18 protein-coding genes are annotated in these 18,833 nt (G+C 59.8%); 14 read left to right on the forward strand and 4 right to left on the reverse strand.

Features of this window, described 5'->3' with window-relative positions; genetic code table 11:
• Positions 1-10: 10 nt before the first annotated feature.
• Positions 11-1,219, reverse strand: a complete 1,209-nt coding sequence (locus tag TRL7639_RS19545; RefSeq protein ID WP_085797550.1) for an acetyl-CoA C-acetyltransferase — start codon at positions 1,217-1,219, stop codon at positions 11-13.
• 99 nt (positions 1,220-1,318) lie between these two features.
• Between TRL7639_RS19545 and TRL7639_RS19550 the strand changes: the two genes are divergently transcribed.
• The 5 genes from TRL7639_RS19550 (at position 1,319) to TRL7639_RS19570 (ending at position 4,804) form a co-directional block, all read left to right on the forward strand.
• The gene (locus tag TRL7639_RS19550; RefSeq protein WP_085797551.1) at positions 1,319-2,320 is read left to right on the forward strand and encodes an AraC family transcriptional regulator; all 1,002 of its coding nucleotides are present in this window, start codon (positions 1,319-1,321) and stop codon (positions 2,318-2,320) included.
• Between the two features lie 130 nt (positions 2,321-2,450).
• The gene (locus TRL7639_RS19555) at positions 2,451-3,044 is read left to right on the forward strand and encodes a YceI family protein (RefSeq protein WP_235820462.1); all 594 of its coding nucleotides are present in this window, start codon (positions 2,451-2,453) and stop codon (positions 3,042-3,044) included.
• A 105-nt stretch (positions 3,045-3,149) separates the two neighbouring features.
• On the forward strand, positions 3,150-3,524 hold the full coding sequence (locus tag TRL7639_RS19560) for a c-type cytochrome (protein WP_085797553.1): 375 nt from the start codon (positions 3,150-3,152) through the stop codon (positions 3,522-3,524).
• Between the two features lie 16 nt (positions 3,525-3,540).
• Positions 3,541-4,074, forward strand: coding sequence for an RNA polymerase sigma factor (locus TRL7639_RS19565; protein ID WP_085797554.1), 534 nt, complete (start codon positions 3,541-3,543; stop codon positions 4,072-4,074).
• Positions 4,064-4,804, forward strand: a complete 741-nt coding sequence (locus tag TRL7639_RS19570; protein ID WP_085797555.1) for an anti-sigma factor family protein — start codon at positions 4,064-4,066, stop codon at positions 4,802-4,804. The genes TRL7639_RS19565 and TRL7639_RS19570 overlap by 11 nt, the downstream gene beginning before the upstream one ends.
• 50 nt (positions 4,805-4,854) lie before the next feature.
• Here the strand turns inward: TRL7639_RS19570 and TRL7639_RS19575 are convergent, their stop codons facing one another.
• The gene (locus TRL7639_RS19575; protein WP_207559696.1) at positions 4,855-6,012 is read right to left on the reverse strand and encodes an acyl-CoA dehydrogenase family protein; all 1,158 of its coding nucleotides are present in this window, start codon (positions 6,010-6,012) and stop codon (positions 4,855-4,857) included.
• 4 nt (positions 6,013-6,016) lie between these two features.
• On the reverse strand, positions 6,017-6,655 hold the full coding sequence (locus TRL7639_RS19580) for a TetR/AcrR family transcriptional regulator (RefSeq protein WP_085797556.1): 639 nt from the start codon (positions 6,653-6,655) through the stop codon (positions 6,017-6,019).
• Between the two features lie 115 nt (positions 6,656-6,770).
• Between TRL7639_RS19580 and TRL7639_RS19585 the strand changes: the two genes are divergently transcribed.
• The 9 genes from TRL7639_RS19585 to TRL7639_RS19625 all read left to right on the forward strand — a co-directional run bounded on the left by TRL7639_RS19585 (position 6,771) and on the right by TRL7639_RS19625 (position 17,912).
• A complete protein-coding gene (locus TRL7639_RS19585; protein ID WP_085797557.1) occupies positions 6,771-8,552 on the forward strand; it encodes an acyclic terpene utilization AtuA family protein in 1,782 nt (593 codons plus the stop codon).
• The gene (locus TRL7639_RS19590) at positions 8,552-10,171 is read left to right on the forward strand and encodes an acyl-CoA carboxylase subunit beta (RefSeq protein ID WP_085797558.1); all 1,620 of its coding nucleotides are present in this window, start codon (positions 8,552-8,554) and stop codon (positions 10,169-10,171) included. The genes TRL7639_RS19585 and TRL7639_RS19590 overlap by 1 nt, the downstream gene beginning before the upstream one ends.
• 2 nt (positions 10,172-10,173) lie before the next feature.
• Positions 10,174-10,962, forward strand: a complete 789-nt coding sequence (locus TRL7639_RS19595) for an enoyl-CoA hydratase/isomerase family protein (RefSeq protein ID WP_085797559.1) — start codon at positions 10,174-10,176, stop codon at positions 10,960-10,962.
• A 3-nt stretch (positions 10,963-10,965) separates the two neighbouring features.
• On the forward strand, positions 10,966-12,942 hold the full coding sequence (locus TRL7639_RS19600; RefSeq protein WP_085797560.1) for an acetyl/propionyl/methylcrotonyl-CoA carboxylase subunit alpha: 1,977 nt from the start codon (positions 10,966-10,968) through the stop codon (positions 12,940-12,942).
• The gene (locus tag TRL7639_RS19605; RefSeq protein ID WP_085797561.1) at positions 12,942-14,072 is read left to right on the forward strand and encodes a nitronate monooxygenase; all 1,131 of its coding nucleotides are present in this window, start codon (positions 12,942-12,944) and stop codon (positions 14,070-14,072) included. Before TRL7639_RS19600 ends, TRL7639_RS19605 begins: the two co-directional genes overlap by 1 nt.
• Entirely contained in the window at positions 14,073-14,861 is a 789-nt protein-coding gene (locus TRL7639_RS19610) for a TIGR03084 family metal-binding protein (RefSeq protein WP_085797562.1), read from the forward strand.
• 311 nt (positions 14,862-15,172) lie between these two features.
• The gene (locus TRL7639_RS19615; protein ID WP_085797563.1) at positions 15,173-16,330 is read left to right on the forward strand and encodes an acyl-CoA dehydrogenase family protein; all 1,158 of its coding nucleotides are present in this window, start codon (positions 15,173-15,175) and stop codon (positions 16,328-16,330) included.
• Between the two features lie 207 nt (positions 16,331-16,537).
• Positions 16,538-17,146 carry a DJ-1/PfpI family protein gene (locus TRL7639_RS19620; protein ID WP_085797564.1) on the forward strand — a complete coding sequence of 203 codons (609 nt, stop codon included), beginning with the start codon at positions 16,538-16,540 and terminating at the stop codon, positions 17,144-17,146.
• 19 nt (positions 17,147-17,165) lie between these two features.
• Positions 17,166-17,912, forward strand: coding sequence for a nuclear transport factor 2 family protein (locus tag TRL7639_RS19625; RefSeq protein WP_085797565.1), 747 nt, complete (start codon positions 17,166-17,168; stop codon positions 17,910-17,912).
• A 6-nt stretch (positions 17,913-17,918) separates the two neighbouring features.
• On the opposite strand, the gene TRL7639_RS19630 is transcribed toward TRL7639_RS19625, so the two are convergent.
• Positions 17,919-18,815, reverse strand: a complete 897-nt coding sequence (locus TRL7639_RS19630; protein ID WP_085797566.1) for a LysR family transcriptional regulator — start codon at positions 18,813-18,815, stop codon at positions 17,919-17,921.
• Positions 18,816-18,833: the final 18 nt, after the last annotated feature.

Here is an 18,833-nt window from a genome sequence, read left to right on the forward strand (position 1 = left end):
TGGTCCTTCCTTACACGCGCTCGATCAGGGTCGAGATGCCCATGCCACCACCGATGCACAGCGACAGCATCGCGCGTTTGGCATCGCGGCGCTCCAGCTCATCCAGCATGGTCGAGACCAGCATCGCGCCGGTTGCGCCCAAGGGATGACCCATGGCGATCGAACCACCGTTGACGTTGGTGATTTCGTGATCGATGCTCAGGTCCTTCATGTAGCGCATGGCGACCGAGGCGAAGGCTTCGTTGATTTCCCACAGGTCGATGTCGTCCACAGTCAGTCCGGCCTTGTCCAAGCATTTCTGCGCTGCGGGGCCGGGGCCTGCCAGCATGATGACGGGATCGGTGGCAATCATGGTGGCCTGGACGATGCGACCGCGCGGGGTCAGGCCGAGGTCCTTGCCTGCCTGCTCTGAGCCAATCAGAACGGCGGCGGAGCCATCCACGATGCCGGAAGAGTTGCCAGGCGTGTGCACGTGGTTGATGCGCGCGACCTCGGGGTATTTCGACAAGGCCATGTCGTCGTAGCCAAAGCTGCCCATAGCGGCGAACGACGGGTTCAGGGCGCCCAGTTTCTGCATGTCGGTGTCGGGTTTGATGAAGTCATCCTTTGCCAGAATGGTCAGACCACCTTCATCCTTGACGGGGACGACGGATTTATCGAACCAGCCGTTGTCGCGGGCATGCGCGGCGCGACGTTGGCTTTCCATGGCATAGGCGTCCACGTCTTCGCGGGTGTAGCCGTCGATGGTTGCGATCAGATCGGCGCCGATGCCTTGGGGCACGGCGCATTGGTCCATGATCATATCCGGGTCCATGTACATAGCTCCGCCCGAGGCCCCCATAGGCACGCGGCTCATGGATTCGACGCCACCGGCAACCATCAGGTCCTCTTGCCCGCTTGCGATCTTGGCGGCGGCGGTGTTCACCGCCTCAAGGCCAGACCCGCAATAGCGGTCAAGCTGAACGCCTGAGACGCTTTCATCCCAATGTGCCGCTTGAACTGCACCTTTGGCGATGTCACTGCCCTGGTCCCCGGTTGGAGAGACACAGCCCAGCACCACATCACCGACACAGGCAGTATCCAGGTCGTGGCGGCTTTGCATTTCGCGCAGCAGACCGGCGGCCAACTGAACGGGTTTGACTTCATGCAATGAGCCATTTGCCTTGCCGCGCGAACGCGGGGTGCGGATGGCGTCGTAAATATAGGCGGCATTCGCCATGGGAATCCTCCGATCTCTGTTTGGAACGCAGCGTGACAGGGCAGGGGGATGCCAACAATGATCTGGCGGTGCAAAAAAATAGACATTAAGTGACAGGGTATGGCGGTTCAGATACCAACGGCGATTGCCATCAACCTGCTTGCAGGGGCCGAACGGCGCGGGGTTGACCCGGTGGCGCTGTTGTCGCGCGCGGGGTTGGGGAATACACCGCGAGATTTGACTGTGCCTGAATTCGTCAAGTTGGTTCGCACCGTGACATTGACCCTAGATGACGAGTTGGCCGGATTGCATCACCGCCCGCAGCGTATCGGGTGGACCGCCATCATGGCGTCCTATGTCAGTCAGGCGGCAACCTTGGGCGAGGGGTATGAGCGGGCAGTTCAGTTCATGGACCTGGGCGACAACTCGTTTCGCTATTCACTGCGCTCATCCGGCAGCAATGTGATGTTCGAGATGACGCGCATTCCTGGTCGCGTGGTTCAGAACGAGGTTGCGATCGAAATGATCCTGATGCTGGTCAATCGAATGATGGCCTGGCTGGCGGGCAATCTGGGGACGATCAATCGGGCCTGGTTCGACTATCCTGCCCCGCCACATGCCTACAAATATCGCAGCATGTTCTTGCGGGCTCCGTTGCTGTTTGATCAGACCAATAGCGGGTTGGCCTTGCCTGCGACATTGATGAAGCTGCCCCTGATCCGGACCGAGGAGCAGGCGATCGCCTATGCTCGACGTACGCCTTTGGACGCATTTTTACCCATGGACAGCACCTCGGGCCTGTCTCTCGAGGTGTCAGTGATCGTCGATAGCGTTCTGTCCAGTGAGGGGCGATTGGTCGACATGGATGAGGTTGGTCGGGCATTGGCAATGCCCAGCCACACCCTGCGGCGGCGTCTGAAGAAAGAGGGCGTGGATTATTCTGACATCCGCAAACAGGTGCGTCGCGACCTGGCGGTACGGCTATTGGCGACGTCGGACGTATCTGTCGAAGAGATCGCCAATCAGACCGGTTTTAGCGAGGCCAGCGCATTCATTCGGGCGTTTAGATCCTGGACAGGGATGACGCCGCGGGCCTATCGGTCCTCTGATGCGGTGAGATAGTTCTTTTTGATTTCAGTGCGTTGACGGGGGATTCGTGAATTTTCTCTTTTTCCTTCGAATAAACGTCAGGGCTTGGGCGTTTTCATATCAGAGCGTGATTTGCGCATGAGATAACCAGAGGAAACCCGCTGTGAAACACCTGACCCGCCTCGCCACTGCGGCGCTTATGACGACCAGCCTTGCCACTTTTGCCCAAGCGGGCGGGCACGCCAATTGGACCTCGGTCGCGGACCAGTCGAGCATCGCTTTTGGTTCGATCAAGAAAGACACCGTAGGTGAAGTGCATCATTTCGAAGATGTGATCGGAACGGTCAGCGAGGCCGGAGAGTTGGCGGTTTCGATCCAGCTTGGCTCGGTCGAAACCTACATCGATATCCGCAACGAACGGATGATCGAACATGTGTTCAGGGCTGCTGATGCCAAGGCCACTCTGGCGGGTGAAGTTGACATGGAAGAGTTGGACGCGCTGGGCGTTGGTGAAACCACACTGACCGATTTCGAGGGTGTTCTGTCTCTGGGTGGTCTTGAGGCTGACATCGAGGCCGAGCTGCTGGTGGCGCGCCTGAGCGAGGATCGTGTACTGGTGACGACCGCCAACATGATCATGCTGTCGACCGCCGATCTGGGTATCGACGCGGGCATCGATACCTTGATGAAACTGGCCAAGCTGCCGGGGATCACGCGGGTCACGCCCGTGACGGTGCGTATGGTGTTCGAGAAGTAATCTTACAGTTGAGTAACGAGTGTGTGTTTTGTGTGCGAGCGGTGACACGCGCTAAGCGTGTCACCGTCCCGCATCCCAGCAAAAACGCCAGGCAAGGGACAAGGTATGAAACGGATGATCATTGGGGCGGCACTGGTTTTGGGCGCCTTTAACACGGGCGCTTGGGCCGAAGGCGACGCCAAGGCCGGCAAGAAAGTGTTCAAGAAGTGCAAGGCCTGCCACACGGTCAAGGAAGGCAAGAACAAGGTTGGGCCGACGCTCTATGGTATCGTCGGTGCGCAAGCGGGGCAGGTTGATGGGTTCAAATACTCGCCCGCGCTGCTTGAGGCAGGGCTGACCTGGGATGCCGAGACGCTCAGGGCGTTTCTGACCAAGCCCAAGGAACTGGTGCCGGGCAACAAGATGTCCTTTGCGGGGCTGAAAAAGGAACAGCAGATCGACGATCTGATCGCTTATCTGGTGGCAGAAAGCGAAGAGTAACGAGACGGGATGAGGAATGAAGTTTTGGCGGCGTCAGACATCGCATGAGATCGTGCGTGATGGAGTTGCAGGCGTTTTTCCTCGCCTTTGGCGGTATAGCCTCACCTTGACCGGCAAGCCCGAAGGCGCAGACGATCTGACTCAGGCCACGTGCGTACGCGCCATAGAGCAAGCTGAGCGCTTCGAGGTCGGCACTGATCTGGCCAAGTGGATGTTTCGCATCGCCCACAACCTGTGGATCAGTGAGCTGCGAAAGACCGCAGTGCGCACAGGCGGTGGGTTGGTCGCCATCGAGGATGCTGATCTGCGCGATCTGAAACCCGGTCCGGAAACTGCGGTGCTCAACCGCGAGGTCATGGTGGCCATTCTGCGCCTGCCCGAGGCGCAACGTGCCACAGTGGTCCTTGTTTACGTCGAGGGCTATGCTTACCGAGAGGCGGCCGAGATCCTAGATATCCCAATCGGCACCGTCATGAGCCGTCTGGCCAGTGCACGGGCCACGATCAGCCAGATGTTCGAATACGAAAAAGGCACGCGCCATGGCAGATAGAACCTTCACAGACGAAGAGCTTGTCGCCTTTCTTGACGGCGAAGAAGATCACGCGCCGGCGGCCGCCATTCGCGAGGCGCTGAAAGAGGACGCTGTGCTGCGGCAGCGACTGGATGCGTTGCAGATCGACAAACAGGCCATTTCGGATGGGTTTGCCGCGCTGCTGGCGCAGGACCGTCCTGCGCCTGTTCTGCCTGAAACGCCCGCATCGCGCGGCTATGGTCTTGGGAGCCTTGCCTTGGTGGCGAGCCTTGCGTTGGCCATCGGTTTGAGCAGCGGCGCGTATTTGACCCGTGCGCCGCAGCCGGGCTGGTTGGCTTATGTGGCGGCGTATCAGGCGCTTTATTCTACGGAAACCTTGTCGCACATTCAGCAGGATGAAACCGCCCAGCAGGTTGAGCTGGACCGGGTGGCGGTGGCGATAGGCAAGATGTTGACACCCGCCGAGCTCGATATGTTGCCAGGAGCAGAATACAAACGTGCGCAGGTGCTGAGTTTCAATGGCAAGCCACTGATTCAGCTGACGTTCCTGACCGAGGGTGGTGATCCATTGGCATTGTGCATCATCCGGTCGAACAAGGGGCGCTCGCCACAACCAGAGCTGTCGCAGATGGAAGGGATGAGCGCCGCTGTCTGGGGGCGCGATGGTTATGAGTACCTGCTGATTGGCGGGCAGGACGACGCGCAGATCAGCCGGTACGCCGAGGTGCTTTCAACGGCAGATGTCTAACAGTTCCGGTCCGCGTCGCACAACGCGTGAACCGATTGGGTGACGTTCAATCACTGCCCGGCCAATCCCATCTGTCGCACTGCCAGGTCGCGCATGATTTCCTCGGATCCACCGCCGATGGCCATGATCTTGATCTCGCGCCAAACCCGTTCAACCGGGTTGCCGACCATATAGCTGGCACCGCCAAAGACCTGCATTGCCTCAGAGGCTACAAACTCAAGCGACTTGGTGGCTTGCACTTTGGCTTTGGCCAGTTCCGCAACCGGCATCAGGCCCTGATTGATGGCCCAGCAGATGCGTTCGATGTAAGCTTCGTTCAGGTCGATTTTGGCTGACATTTCGGCAAACTTGTGGGCGATGACCTGATGCTCGATAAGCCGCTGGCCGAATGTCTTGCGTTCCCGAGCCCAATCGAGCGCGCTTTCATAGCAGACTTTCATCATCCCCAACGAGCCGGACGTCAGCGACAGACGCTCGAAGTTGAAGTTGTTCATGATCGCGATGAAACCCTTGTTTTCTGGTCCCAAAAGGGCGCTTTCGGGCAGTTCGCAATCGTCCATGTGCAGCGTTGCTTGCTGCGAGCAGTGCCAGCCCATCTTGCCTCCAAGGGGCGTGCGGCTAAAACCCGGCGCGTCGTGTGGCACCAAAAACAGCGATATCCCTGCCAGTCCCGGCCCACCGGTTCGCGCGCCAATGACGAACCATTCGGCGTCCATGCCGCCGGTGATATAGGTTTTCTCGCCGTTCAGGATCCACTTGCCACCCTTGCGCTCGGCCTTGGTGGTGATGTTAGCCACATCCGAACCCGCGCCCGGTTCGGTAATTCCCAGGGACGACATCATGCGACCCGCCAGGATTTCCGGTAGAACGGTGGTCTTGAATTCTTCGGACGCAAACTTGGCAATCGGACTGATCGAAATCGCCCGACCGCCAACTGCTGCAGCCACACCCGATGCGCCGCAGCCAAACAGCAACTCGTTGAAATCATGACGCATGAACGCGTCTTCAAACCCAAGACCGCCGTATTTCTCGTCGATGCCGAAACCAAAAACGCCAAAAGCACCAATTGCGGCATGCAACTCCCACGGCACGCCCTTGTCTGCTTCCCATTGTTCGATGTTTGGCTTGATTTCGCTGTCGATAAAGCGGGCCATGTCGCGGCGAAAGGCTTCGCGCTCGGGGGTCATGAAGGGGGAAGGCAGGGTCATCGGGTTATCCTTGGTTCAAATCAGAAGGAGCGCGGACGGACAGCTGGCTTTCCATCATGCGGGCAAAGCGGTCCATCATCCGCGTCAGGTATTCGGGCGACGAGACGAATTTTTCGTGCAAAAGCAGCCCGCGCAAAAAGTTTCGCGCGATACTCCACAGCAGTTCCGTGTCTTCAGGGTCACCGCTGGCGCTGGTGTAAAACTGCGCGATCAGCGTGACATTGGATCGGTCCCAGTCCTTGAGGCTCTCTTCGAGCAACTGGTACAATTCGACGTCGGTGCGGCAAGCCACAAGGATTTCTACAATCGCGCGGCCTCCGGAAGAGTTCACGATCCGGTTCCACGATGTCATGATCAGATCATAGACTGGTAGCGCGCCTGTTGTGGTGTCTGAACGAGCAACTGGGCTTTGGGCATTGCTCAGCAGTTGCATGGCTGTGGCAGCCACCAACGCCTGTTTGGTGGGAAAGTGATGGGTGATCGCACCGCGAGAGACACCGGCCTTGGCCTGGATTTTGGCGAATGTCGTTTCGGCGTAACCAAGTCGGTCCAGGCAATCGATGGCGGCACGGCAGATCTTGGCTCGCATGGCTTGCGAGCGTTTGTCCTGCAGCGAAGGTTTGTTGGTTTGTGGCTCTGTCATGTTCCGTGGCGTCGGTTTGTCAAATCACCGTTGACCGGTGGGGTTGAGCAGGACCATAAAAACAGAACAGGCGGTCTGTAAACTGGATTTCGCCGTCTGAAGGGAGGGACGTAACGTGACAAAGCCACTGAAAATTGGCGGGGCCAGCGGGTTCTGGGGCGAGGCCCAGCATGCAACGGCGCAATTGTTGCGCGTGCCCGATCTGGATGTTCTGGTCTATGACTACCTGGCCGAGGTGACCATGTCGATCATGGCCCGCGCCCGACTGAAGGACCCAGACAAAGGCTATGCTGCCGACTTTGTTTCGGACGCAATGGGGCGCAACCTGTCGGCGATCGCCGAAAAGGGGGTCAAGGTCCTGTCCAACGCGGGCGGGGTGAATCCGGTGGCCTGTGCCGAAGCTTTGCGCGCCAAGATTGCCGATGCGGGGTTGAACCTGCACGTGGCGGTGGTCGAAGGCGACGATCTGTTGCCGCGCGCCGCCGAGTTTGCGGGTGAGACAGAGATGTTTTCCGGCGCGCCCATGCCGCCCGTAGAGAAGATCGCCTCGATGAACGCCTACATTGGTGCGGCTCCGATCGTGGCCGCGCTTGAGGCAGGCGCAGATATTGTCATCACAGGGCGTTGCGTGGACAGCGCGCTGACACTGGCGGCGTGCATGCACCACTTTGGTTGGACCGTGGATGATCATGATCTGCTGGCGGCGGGCTCGCTGGCGGGGCATCTGCTGGAGTGTGGGCCGCAAGTCACGGGTGGCAATTTCACCGATTGGGAGCAGTCCGGCGACATCGCCAAGATCGGCTACCCGGTGGCCGAAGTTGCGGGCGATGGCTCAATGATCCTGACCAAGCCCGAAGGCACGACCGGATGTGTCACGCCTGCGACCTGCGCCGAACAGATGCTGTATGAAATCGGCGATCCAAGCGCCTATCTGCTGCCGGATGTGGCGTGTGACTTCACCCAGGTTGCGATGACGCAGGATGGACCGGACAGGGTTCGTGTGACCGGCACCAAAGGTCGGGCACCCACGGGTCAGTTGAAGGTTTCGGCCACTTGGGCTGATGGATTCCGTGCCGGTCTGACCTTTCTCGTCAACGGACGCGATGCGCGCGCCAAGGCGCGGGCCTTTGCCCAGGCCGGGCTGGACCGTGCGCGCGCCGTGCTGAGCAAAATGAAGGCGCCAGATTATCGCGAGGTTTCGTTTGAGGCATTTGGCGGCAAGCCCGGTGAGGGTGACTATGAAGAGATTTCATTCAAGGCTGCCGTGCGCCATGACGATGCACGCGCGGTTGGGTTGTTTTTGAAAGAACTCACTGGGGCTGCTTTGGCGACGCCTCCGGGTCTGCATATTTTCACCGCAGGCGGGCGACCGCGGCCGTCTCCGGTGGTTGCGTTGTTTTCTTTCCTGGTTCCGGCGACCGATCTGACTTATCGCATTTCGTTGAATGGCAAGGCCGTCGCATTCCAGACGCCCAATCTGCCGCTGATCCAAACGCCCAAAACAGCACCCGGCGTGCCGCAGGCACCCGATACCAGCGCAGACATGACCGAACGCAAGCTCGAAGAGCTTGCCTGGGCCCGATCCGGCGACAAGGGCGATAAGGCCAATATCGGCGTCATTGCACGGCATCCCGCCTACCTACCCTACATCTGGGCCGCCCTGAGCGAGGATGTGATTGCGGCACGTTTTGCGAACCATCTGCAAGGCGGCATTGATCGCTACCATTTGCCGGGCACCCATTCGATGAACATTCTGATGCATGATGTGTTGGGTGGGGGCGGTGTCGCCTCGCTGCGCAACGATGCACAGGGCAAGAGCTTTGCCCAAACTTTGCTCGCCACGTCGGTGCAAATCCCGGCGGGTCTGATCGTCAATTCAAACGAAGGAGGCATCTGATGGGTTTTGTCAGCCAGGTCGTTCGCGACTCGGAAAGCTATGCCAGGAACCGTGCCGACATGTTGGCGCTGATCGATGAAATGCGCGCGCTCGAGGCACGGCCCGTCGCGCTGTCGGAACAGCGCCGTGAGCGGATGGAAGCGCGCGGTCAGATCACGCCACGCGACCGTCTGGCACATCTGCTCGACCCGGGCATGCCGTTTTTACAGATCCATGGGTTGGCGGGCTATTGCGTCGATCACAAAGACCCCGAGAAATCGGTGCCCGGTGCCTCTCTGATCATAGGCATCGGTTTTGTTTCGGGCGTGCGCTGCATGATCATTGTCGATGACGCGGGCATCAAGGCAGGCTCGATGGTTGAGATGTCGGGTGCCGCTTTCCTGAGCGCGCAGGACATGGCGCTGAAACAGAACCTGCCATTTGTGCACCTGGTGGAAAGCGCCGGGGCCAATCTGATGGAATACAAGGTCGAGTTCTGGGCCAATGGCGGCAAGCTGTTCCGCAATCTGGCGCGCCATTCGGCAGCTGGCCTGCCGAATGTGGCCGTGCTGCACGGGCCGTCCACAGCGGGCGGAGCATACATGCCTGGGCTGGCCGATTACGTGGTCGGCGTGAAAAAGAACGGAATGGCGGCTTTGGCCGGGGCTGCACTGACCCACGCCGCGACCGGTGAAAAGGCCAATGACCGTGATCTGGGCGGGTCCGAGATGCACGCGACCACGTCAGGTCTGGTCGAGTATTTGGCCGAAGATGACGCCCATGGCGTTGCAATGGCCCGCGATGTGATGGCGCGTCTGGACTGGAACAAATCTCTGCCTCAGCGTCGGGAAAAGGACGTGCAGCCTCCAATTTACGATCCTGAGGAAATCGCGGGCGTGGTGCCCGTTGACTACCGCCAACCCTACGACGTACGCGAGGTTGTGGCACGCATCGTGGATGGGTCAGAGTTTGAGGATTTCAAACCAGGTTTTGGCCCTGCCACCGTCTGTTTGCAGGCGGCGATCAATGGGATTTCGGTTGGTATTCTGGGCAATAACGGCCCACTTGATCCGGCTGGCGCGAACAAGGCAACGCAGTTCATTCAGCTTTGCGGCCAAGCTGACATGCCGCTGATTTTCCTCAATAACATCACTGGGTTCATGGTTGGTACGCAATCTGAACAGGGGGGCATGATCAAACATGGGGCCAAAATGATCCAGGCCGTCACCTCGGTCGACGTGCCCAAGATCACGCTCTACATCGGGGCCAGTTTCGGGGCCGGGAACTATGGCATGTGCGGCTATGCCTATGACCCCGATTTCCTCTTTGCCTGGCCCAATGCCGCAACCGGCGTGATGGGGGGCGAACAGGCGGCCGGTACGATGGAGATGGTGGCACGCGCAGGCATGAAGCGCAAAGGCATCGAGCCGGACGAGGACAAGCTCAAGATGCAGACGGCGATGATCACCCAGCATTTCACCAAACAAGAAGGGGCGTTCTACACCTCGGGTCGCTGTATCGATCATGGCGTGATTGACCCGCGCGATACCCGCCGGGTGTTGGGCTTTTGCCTGGAAACCTGCATCGAGGCGCGCGTGCGCAAGGTCAAGCCCACCTCGTATGGCGTACACAGGTTCTGATCATGCTGCCAACTTCTCAACATCTGGAATTGGAACTGGACGGCGCGTGGTTGACCGTCTGGTTCAACGAACCCGAAAAACGCAACCCGCTGACCAACGCCCGCGTTGACGCTCTGATCAAGCTGTGCGCAGCCCTGCAAACGGCCCCCATTCGTGGCGTCACCTTTCGCGGGCGCGGTGGCATCTTTTGCGCTGGTGGCGATCTGAAATCCTTCAAGACAGTGTTTCAGGGCGGCGCATCAAAAGACGATGTCGTGGCGCTCAGCCTGCGCGCCGCCGATCTGTTTGACGCGGTCGCTGCGTTGCCGCAGTTCACTGTGATGGCGGTTGAGGGTGCAGTGATGGCAGGCGGCTTTGGTCTGGCCTGTATCGGCGACATGGTGATCGCGTCTCAAGGCACGAAATTCAGCCTGTCCGAGACGCGCATTGGCCTTACACCCGCACAGATCGCCCCTTTTGTTGTGTCGCGCCTGGGGATGCCTGCCGCACGGCGACTGATGCTGACCGGTGCAATGCTGGACACCGATACTGCGCGCCAGGTGGGTCTCGTGGATTACGTCGTTGCCGATATGGACAGGGCCCTTGCAGAACAGCAGGCCAAGGTGATGGCCGCTGCTCCGGTGGCGCTGGCCACCATCAAGAAACAACTCGCAGCCCTGCCGCTTCAAACCCGCGCCGAGCAGCGGCAAATGGCGGCGGATACTTTCGCGGATCGTATGCTCTCGGACGAGGCGCGCGAGGGGATTTCCGCATTCTTCGACAAACGCAAACCAAATTGGGCAGGGGGATAACCCATGGCATTTGACACACTCCTTGTGGCGAACCGGGGCGAGATTGCCGCCCGTGTGATCCGCTCGGCCCAATCCCTGGGTCTGCGGGCCGTGGCGGTTTACACCACCGCAGACGCCAAGGCCCCACATGTTACGCTTGCGGACGAGGCGGTCTGGATCGGTGAAGGGCCGGTCGGCGACAGCTATCTGGTGGGTGACAAGATTTTGCAGGCCGCGCAGCAAACCGGTGCAGGGGCGATCCACCCCGGTTATGGCTTTCTGTCCGAAAACTCGGATTTTGCGCAGGCGGTTGAGGGGGCTGGTCTGACCTTTGTCGGACCGGAACCCAAGGCCATCCTGTCGATGGGAAACAAGGCCGAAGCCAAGCGCCTTATGATCGCGGCGGGTGTCCCCTGTGTGCCGGGGTACGAGGGCGAGGATCAGTCAGACGCTGTTCTGATCGAGGCCGCAGGCAAGATTGGCTTTCCGATCATGGTCAAAGCCGCAGCAGGCGGAGGCGGGCGTGGCATGCGCCTGGTTCATGACAGCGCAGACCTGGCAGAAGCGATCACTCTGGCCCGCTCGGAGGCCGAGAATGCCTTTGGTTCGGGCGAGTTGATCCTTGAGAAGGCCATCCTAGAGCCCCGGCATGTGGAAATTCAGGTTTTTGCCGACACGCATGGCAACGTGATCCATCTGGGCGAGCGTGACTGTTCCGTACAGCGGCGTCATCAAAAGGTGGTGGAAGAGGCCCCATGCCCGGTGATGACCCCCGATCTGCGCGCCCGGATGGGTGCGGCAGCGGTCGATGCCGCCCGTGCGGTGGATTATCGCGGGGCCGGAACGGTGGAGTTTCTGCTCGACAGCTCGGGGGCGTTCTATTTCCTTGAGATGAACACGCGTCTGCAAGTGGAGCACCCGGTGACAGAGCTGGTCACGGGGCTGGATCTGGTGGCGATGCAGATCGCCGTGGCACAGGGCGAGACCCTGTCACTGACCCAGGAGGACGTGACTCTGACTGGTCATGCGATCGAGGTACGCCTCTACGCCGAAGATCCGGCCAACGACTATCTGCCCGCCACGGGGCCCATCGACCTCTGGCAACCTGCCACGGGGCCGGGTGTGCGTGTTGATGCGGGCGTCGTGACCGGGCAAGAGGTGTCGCCCTTCTACGACCCGATGCTGGCCAAGCTCATCGCCTATGGCCCCAGCCGCGAGGCGGCGCGGGCACGGCTGATCAAGACCGTCAAGGAGTCGGTCCTGTTGGGCACCGTCACAAACTCGGCCTTTCTGGTGGATGTTCTGGGGCAAGAAGCCTTTGCCAGGGGAGAGGCGACAACCGCTTTTCTGGATCAGGCCTATCCCGATGGGTTTCCGTTGACACAGGCGAGCCCAGCCAATGTGGCGCTGGCGCTGGCGCTGCTGCTGGATGCAGACCAGAAGCGCACCAAACAGGCGGCGGGATATGTCTCGGATGATCAAATGGGCTGGTCCAGTGCAGCCCTTCTGCCGTTGCATGTGCCCCTGATGTTCGGTGAAGAGGAGCTGACGCCGCGCGCACTGGCCAAGCCCGATGGATGGACCGTATGGGTAGGAGAGGCGCAGTTCGATGTGTCCTTTTCCGGTCGGGCCAACGGCCACACTCGAGCCCGGATAAACACCCAGACCGTCGATGTGGTGTCTCATGTCACCCGCGATACGGTGCAGATCGCCGTGGGGGCGGAACGCCTGAGTTTCCGCCGTTTGCGCCCAGGCGCGCATGACGATGCGGCCGCTGCTGGAGGGCGTGTCACGGCCCCTATGCCCGGCCTGGTGGTCGAAGTGACGGCAGAAGCTGGACAGACCGTCAGCAAGGGTGACCGACTGGCCGTGCTGGAAGCCATGAAAATGCAACATCAGATCACCGCCGCCGTTGATGGCACGGTGATCGCTGTGCACGTCAAGGCAGGGCAACAGCTTACTGCCGGGGATGTGATGATCGAGATTGAGGAGACCGAATAATGAATTCCGACCTGTGCCGTCAGCTTGGCATCGAATTTCCGCTGTTTGCCTTTAGCCACTGCCGTGATGTCGTGGCCGCCGTGTCCCGGGCCGGGGGCATGGGTGTTTTCGGCGCGGTGATGACCCCGCCGGACAAGCTGCGCGAAGAGCTGGACTGGATCGACGCCCATTGTGACGGCAGACCCTATGGCGTCGACTTGATCGTGCCGACCTCGATCCAGAAGCAGAAAGGCCCTGCACCGACGCCCGAGCAACTGCTGTCCGCCCTGCCGGAAACGCACACCGGCTTTGCCGATTCCGTGCTGCAAAGGCACGGTGTGAGCACCGACGGGCTGGATGACAGCCGTTTGGATATGATGCATTTCTCGGACAACATGAACGAGGCGGGTGCCGAGGAGGTGCTGGACATCGTATTCTCGTATCCCATCAAGCTGATCGCCAATGCTCTTGGCACGCCGCCGCCGATCATGATGGAGCGCGCGCGCGCGACCGGGGTTCCGGTTGCCGCGCTCGTCGGGTCCAAGAAACACGCCGCATTGCAGGTTGAGGCTGGTGTCGACATTCTGGTCGCAGCGGGTGGTGAGGCCGGTGGCCATTGCGGTGAAGTGTCCACGATCGTGCTGGTACCCGAGGTGGTTTCGGTTGCCAAGGGCACGCCGGTTCTGGCCGCAGGTGGCATCGTCAACGGTGCGCAGATGGCCGCTGGCATGGCCATGGGCGCGGCGGGTGCTTGGTGCGGCTCGGTCTGGCTAACCACGGCCGAAGGCGAGCCGCCGCAGCAGATCAAGGAGAAGATGCTCGAGGCGACCTCGTCGGACACAATCCGGGCACGCTCGCGCACCGGCAAGAACTCGCGCCAGTTGAAATCGGCGTGGACGGAGGCGTGGGAAAACGAAGGCCCCAATCCACTTCCCATGCCGCATCAGTCTCTGGTTTCGGAACCGGCATTGCGAAAGGTCGAGAAGCTTGCCCAGTCGGGTCACGAGGGCGCTGAGAAACTGTCTACCTATTGGGTCGGCCAGGGCGTGGGCCTGATGAATCAAGCGACTTCGGCCACTGCTGTCGTGCAGCAGTTCAAAGAGGACTATCTTGAAGCCATTGAACGGCTGAACGCGACGTTGGAGGAGTAAATGGAACAGGCAACGGATTTTCTGGCCGAGAGCGAGGCGCTCAATGCAGCGTTTGAGGGTGTCTCGGGTAACCAGTGGGACACGGAAACCCAGTTCAAGGGGTGGACCCTGAATGATGTGTTGGTGCACTTACACTTCTGGAACCAGATGGCGGATCTGTCCCTGATGGACGAGGGTGCCTTTCAGGCACGTCTCGCCGAGACGTTTGCCGGGATCGGTAAGGTCGGATTTCGGGCGACTGAAAACAGCATGATCACCCTGCGCGGCGAGGAATTGCGCGCGGCTTGGCAAGAGCTCTATCGAGACATTGGCGCCCGCTGGGTCGATCTGGACCCCAAGCAACGCGTTAAATGGGCAGGCCCGGACATGTCGGTGCGGTCGTCAATCACGGCCCGGCAGATGGAGACTTGGGCCCATGGGCAAGAAGTATTCGACATCCTTGGACTGAAGCGTCAGGAGCAGGATAGGGTCAAAAACATCGTTGTGCTGGGCGTGAACACCTTTGGCTGGGCCTATAAGGTCAACGGGCGTGATGTGCCTGCGGCCATGCCCAGACTGGAGCTGACCGCGCCGTCTGGTGCGATCTGGGAATTCGGCGAACCGGGTGACAACAAGATCAGCGGATCTGCGGTAGAGTTTGCGCAGGTATCGGCCCAAACGCGGAACGTCGCGGACACCGATTTGGTGGCGGAAGGACCGATCGCCAGAGAATGGTTGTCGATTGCCCAATGTTTTGCCGGAGGGCCGGAACAGCCCCCTGGCAAGGGACTGCGCCACCGAGTGAGCTGAACCGCAGAAGACGGGGGTGCTCCCGCCCGTCGTCAATGTTTCTAACGAAACATTTCCTCCCGTTGGGCCAGGCTCAGGTGGGCTTTGCCCACCTGAGCCTGGCCCCCTGCCGTCCGCAGGACGCAAGGCCGATAGGCCGCGCAGATTATAAAGAGGTCGGTTACTTATTCGGACAGTTGCGGGTCAAGGGAGAAGTCCAAAAAGAAAAGGGACGTTGCGTAGTCCCAAGAGGACGCCGCGTTATCCAGATTGGTTTGAAACATCAGCACAGGTAACATGTTGGCAACTTGCATTTTTGGAGGACGCGTAAGATGACGCTCTTTACCCCGACGGCCAATTGGATCACCGAAGAACACAAAATGTTTGCCGAAATGTCCGGCCGGTTTCTGGATGACGAACTGGTTCCGAACATCGAGACCTGGAATGGCAATGGCGTGGTTGATCGCGCGTTTTGGAACAAGGCGGGCGAAGCTGGTCTGATGGGTGGCACGATCGCCGAAGAATACGGCGGTGTTGGTGGCGGCATGGGGTTTGACTCGGTCCTGATGTATGAACAGGCCGCCCGCGGGGACAGTGGTTGGGGCTTTGGCATCCAGTCCATCGTCATGCATTACATCGCGGGCTACGGCAGTGAAGAGCAGAAACAGAAGTGGCTGCCCAAACTGGTCTCGGGCGAAATGGTTGGCGCGATTGCCATGACCGAGCCAGGCACGGGATCCGATTTGCAGTCCGTGCGCACGACCGCCGAGAAGGATGGCAACCACTACAAGATTAACGGCTCCAAGATCTTTATCACCAACGGCCAGACCGCAGATCTGATCATTGTCGTTGCCAAAACCGACAAAACCCAAGGGGCCAAAGGCGTTTCCCTGATCGGGGTCGAGACGGATGGCACCGAAGGGTTCCGCCGCGGCCGCAACCTCAAGAAACTGGGGATGAAGGCCAACGACACCGCCGAGCTCTTCTTTGAAGACGTCAAGGTGCCGATGACCAACTTGATCGGCCCGGAAGAGGGGCAAGGGTTCTACCAACTGATGAAACAGTTGCCTTGGGAGCGCCTGACCATCGGAATCATGGCTCTGGGTGCCATCGATTTCGCCATTGCAGAGACAGTGAAATACACGCAAGAGCGCAAGGCCTTTGGTCAGCGCGTGATGGATTTCCAGAACACGCGCTTCAAGCTTGCGGAATGCAAGACCAAGGCGGAACTGCTGCGCAGCTTTGTCAACGACTGCATCGCGCGACTGGAACAGGGCAAGCTGGATGCAACCACGGCCTCGATGGTGAAATACTGGGGGTCAGAAGTGCAGAACGAAGTGATGCACGAGTGTCTGCAACTCTTTGGCGGTTATGGCTTCATGATGGAATACCCCATCGCCCGCCTCTATGCCGACGCTCGCGTCCAGATGATCTATGGCGGCACCAATGAGGTGATGAAAGAGCTCATCGCCCGCTCGCTGGACGTCTGAGCAATACAAGACGGGGGAACTCCCGCCCGTCGTCGACGTTTCTGGCGAAACATCTCCTCCCGTTGGGCCGGGCAGGCTCGGGCAAAGCCCGAGCCTGCCCGGCCCCCGCCGTCCGCAGGACGCAAGGCCGACAGGCCGCGCAGGTTGCAAGGTGACTTCAACCTTGTAACATCACCCCCTATGTTCATTTGGATTTGAGGGGGTTCCATGCGCAAAATTGCAGCGCTCATTTTCCCGGGGTTCGAATTGCTCGACGTCTTTGGTCCGATGGAGATGTTTGGCTTGCTTCCCGAGGATTATGCCCTCGAATTGATTGCCGAAACCAGCGGCCCGGTGCCAAGCAATCAAGGCCTGTCGGCTCATGCCACTGCCACAACCGCCGACAAAATGGACCACGACATCCTGTTTGTGCCCGGTGGTGCAGGCACGCGGCGCGAGGTCAAAAACGCAAGCCTACTCGCGTGGATTGCAAGGGCGTCAGTGCACGCCGAGTTCACCCTGAGCGTTTGCACCGGCAGCGCCTTGCTGGCCCGTGCAGGTATTCTGGACAACCGCAGGGCCACCACCAACAAGGCGGCATTTGCTTGGGTTGCGGCTCAAGGACCGAAGGTTGATTGGGTGCCCAAGGCGCGGTGGGTTGAGGATGGGAACATCCTCACATCCTCGGGCGTTTCGGCCGGGATGGACATGGCGCTTGGTGCGATCCAACGCATGCATGGACGCGACCGAGCGCTCGAGGTCGCCAAATGGTGTGAATACACGTGGTACGAGGATCGCGACCATGATCCATTCGCCGAAGTGCATGGTTTGGTTTGACCCGAGAGGAGGCAAGAAAATGTCCAACAAGGACCGAATTCACGCGTTGCTCAAGAGTATCGAAACCGGCGACCCCGAGCCGATTTCTGTTGTCAACGAGGCAAAGTATATTCAGCACAACCCGCAGACCCATGAGGGCAGTGAAGGGCTGGCCGCCCTTTTCAAGCGGCTGTCGCAGACCAACCCCAAGGTCAACATCGTGCGCGCCTTTGAAGATGGCGACTTTGTCTTTGCGCACACCGAATACGACTTTTCGCGCCGCAACATCGGGTTCGAGGTGTTTCGTTTCGATCAAGGGCAAGCGGTTGAACACTGGGACAACATCCAACCCCGGCTGGGGCCGAACCCATCGGGTCATGACATGGTGGGTGGGCCGACTGAGGCCCGGAATTTGGAGCAGACAGAGGACAACCGTTCGACCGTCCGCGACTTTGTCCAAACGGTTTTGATCGCAAGGCAATTGGAGCGTCTGGACGACTGGATTACCCAAGGCGCGTTTACCGAGCACAACCCGCATCTGACGGATGACTTGACCAGGCTGGCACAGCACATTTCTGACAAGTCGGCAGTGGGCTATCGCCATTTGCATCGGATTCTCGCCGAGGGGGATTTTGTGCTCACTGTGTGTGAGGGGAGCCGAAACGGGCAACACAGTGCCCTTTACGACCTGTTTCGCCTGTCAGAGGGGCGCATCGTCGAGCATTGGGACACGGTTGAAAAGGTGGCCCCCGCGTCCGAGTGGAAGAATGACAACGGCAAGTTTTGATGCATGCTACTTGCTCGGTGGTGTCAGTTGGCCGTGCAACCAGTCGCGAAAGGCCTGCAGCGGTGCCGAGGCTGTCGTTCCTTGCGGCCAGACCAGATAGTAGCGCCCAAGGCTGACCGAGGGTCCATCCCAGGCACAGACCAATCGCCCATCCAACACGTCCTGCACCACCATAAAGCTGGGCAGCAAGGCAACGCCAAGCCCGTGAACCGCAGCCTGTATCATTGTCGAGAACTGATCAAACAACATACCGTGCACGCCAAACGCTTCGACCCCTTGGGCCGCGAACCATTGCTCCCAAGCGTCTGGTCGCGTGTCCAGGTGCAAAAGCGAGGCCGACAAAAGCCATTCGGGTGTTCCGTCAGACTGTTCCATCAAGGCAGGCGCGCAGACGGGGATCACCTCTTCGCGCATCAGTTCCAGATAGTTCACCCCGGCCCAGTCCTGCGCGCCAAAGTGGATGGCAGCATCGAACCCTTCGGTGCTGAACTCAAACGGGCGCAAGCGGGTGTTCAGGTTTAGGGTCACACCGGGGTTCTTGCGGGCAAAATCCTGCAATCGCGGCGCCAGCCAATGCATGCCAAAGGCCGGCAGGATGGCCAGTTGCAGCGAGCCGCCCTGCGGATTGGCCTTGAGCTTGAGCGAGGCCTGCGCCAGTTGTTGCAAGAGTGCTCTTGCGGTTTCCACATATTCTTGGGCCGCCGGTGTCAGTTGCAGCCGCATTTGCGACCGCTCGATCAGGGCGACGCCCAATTGCTCCTCCAGCGTCTTCAACTGTCGGCTAACAGCACTTTGCGTCAAGGACAATTCGCCCGCCGCAGCAGATGCGCTGCCAAGCCTGTCGACGGCTTCCAGCGCGAGAAGGGAGTTGATCGAGGGGAGAAAGCGCCGGGGTGCAATCATATGAGTTTTCCTCATGCC

Source organism: Falsiruegeria litorea R37 (assembly GCF_900172225.1).
Lineage (GTDB): Bacteria > Pseudomonadota > Alphaproteobacteria > Rhodobacterales > Rhodobacteraceae > Falsiruegeria > Falsiruegeria litorea.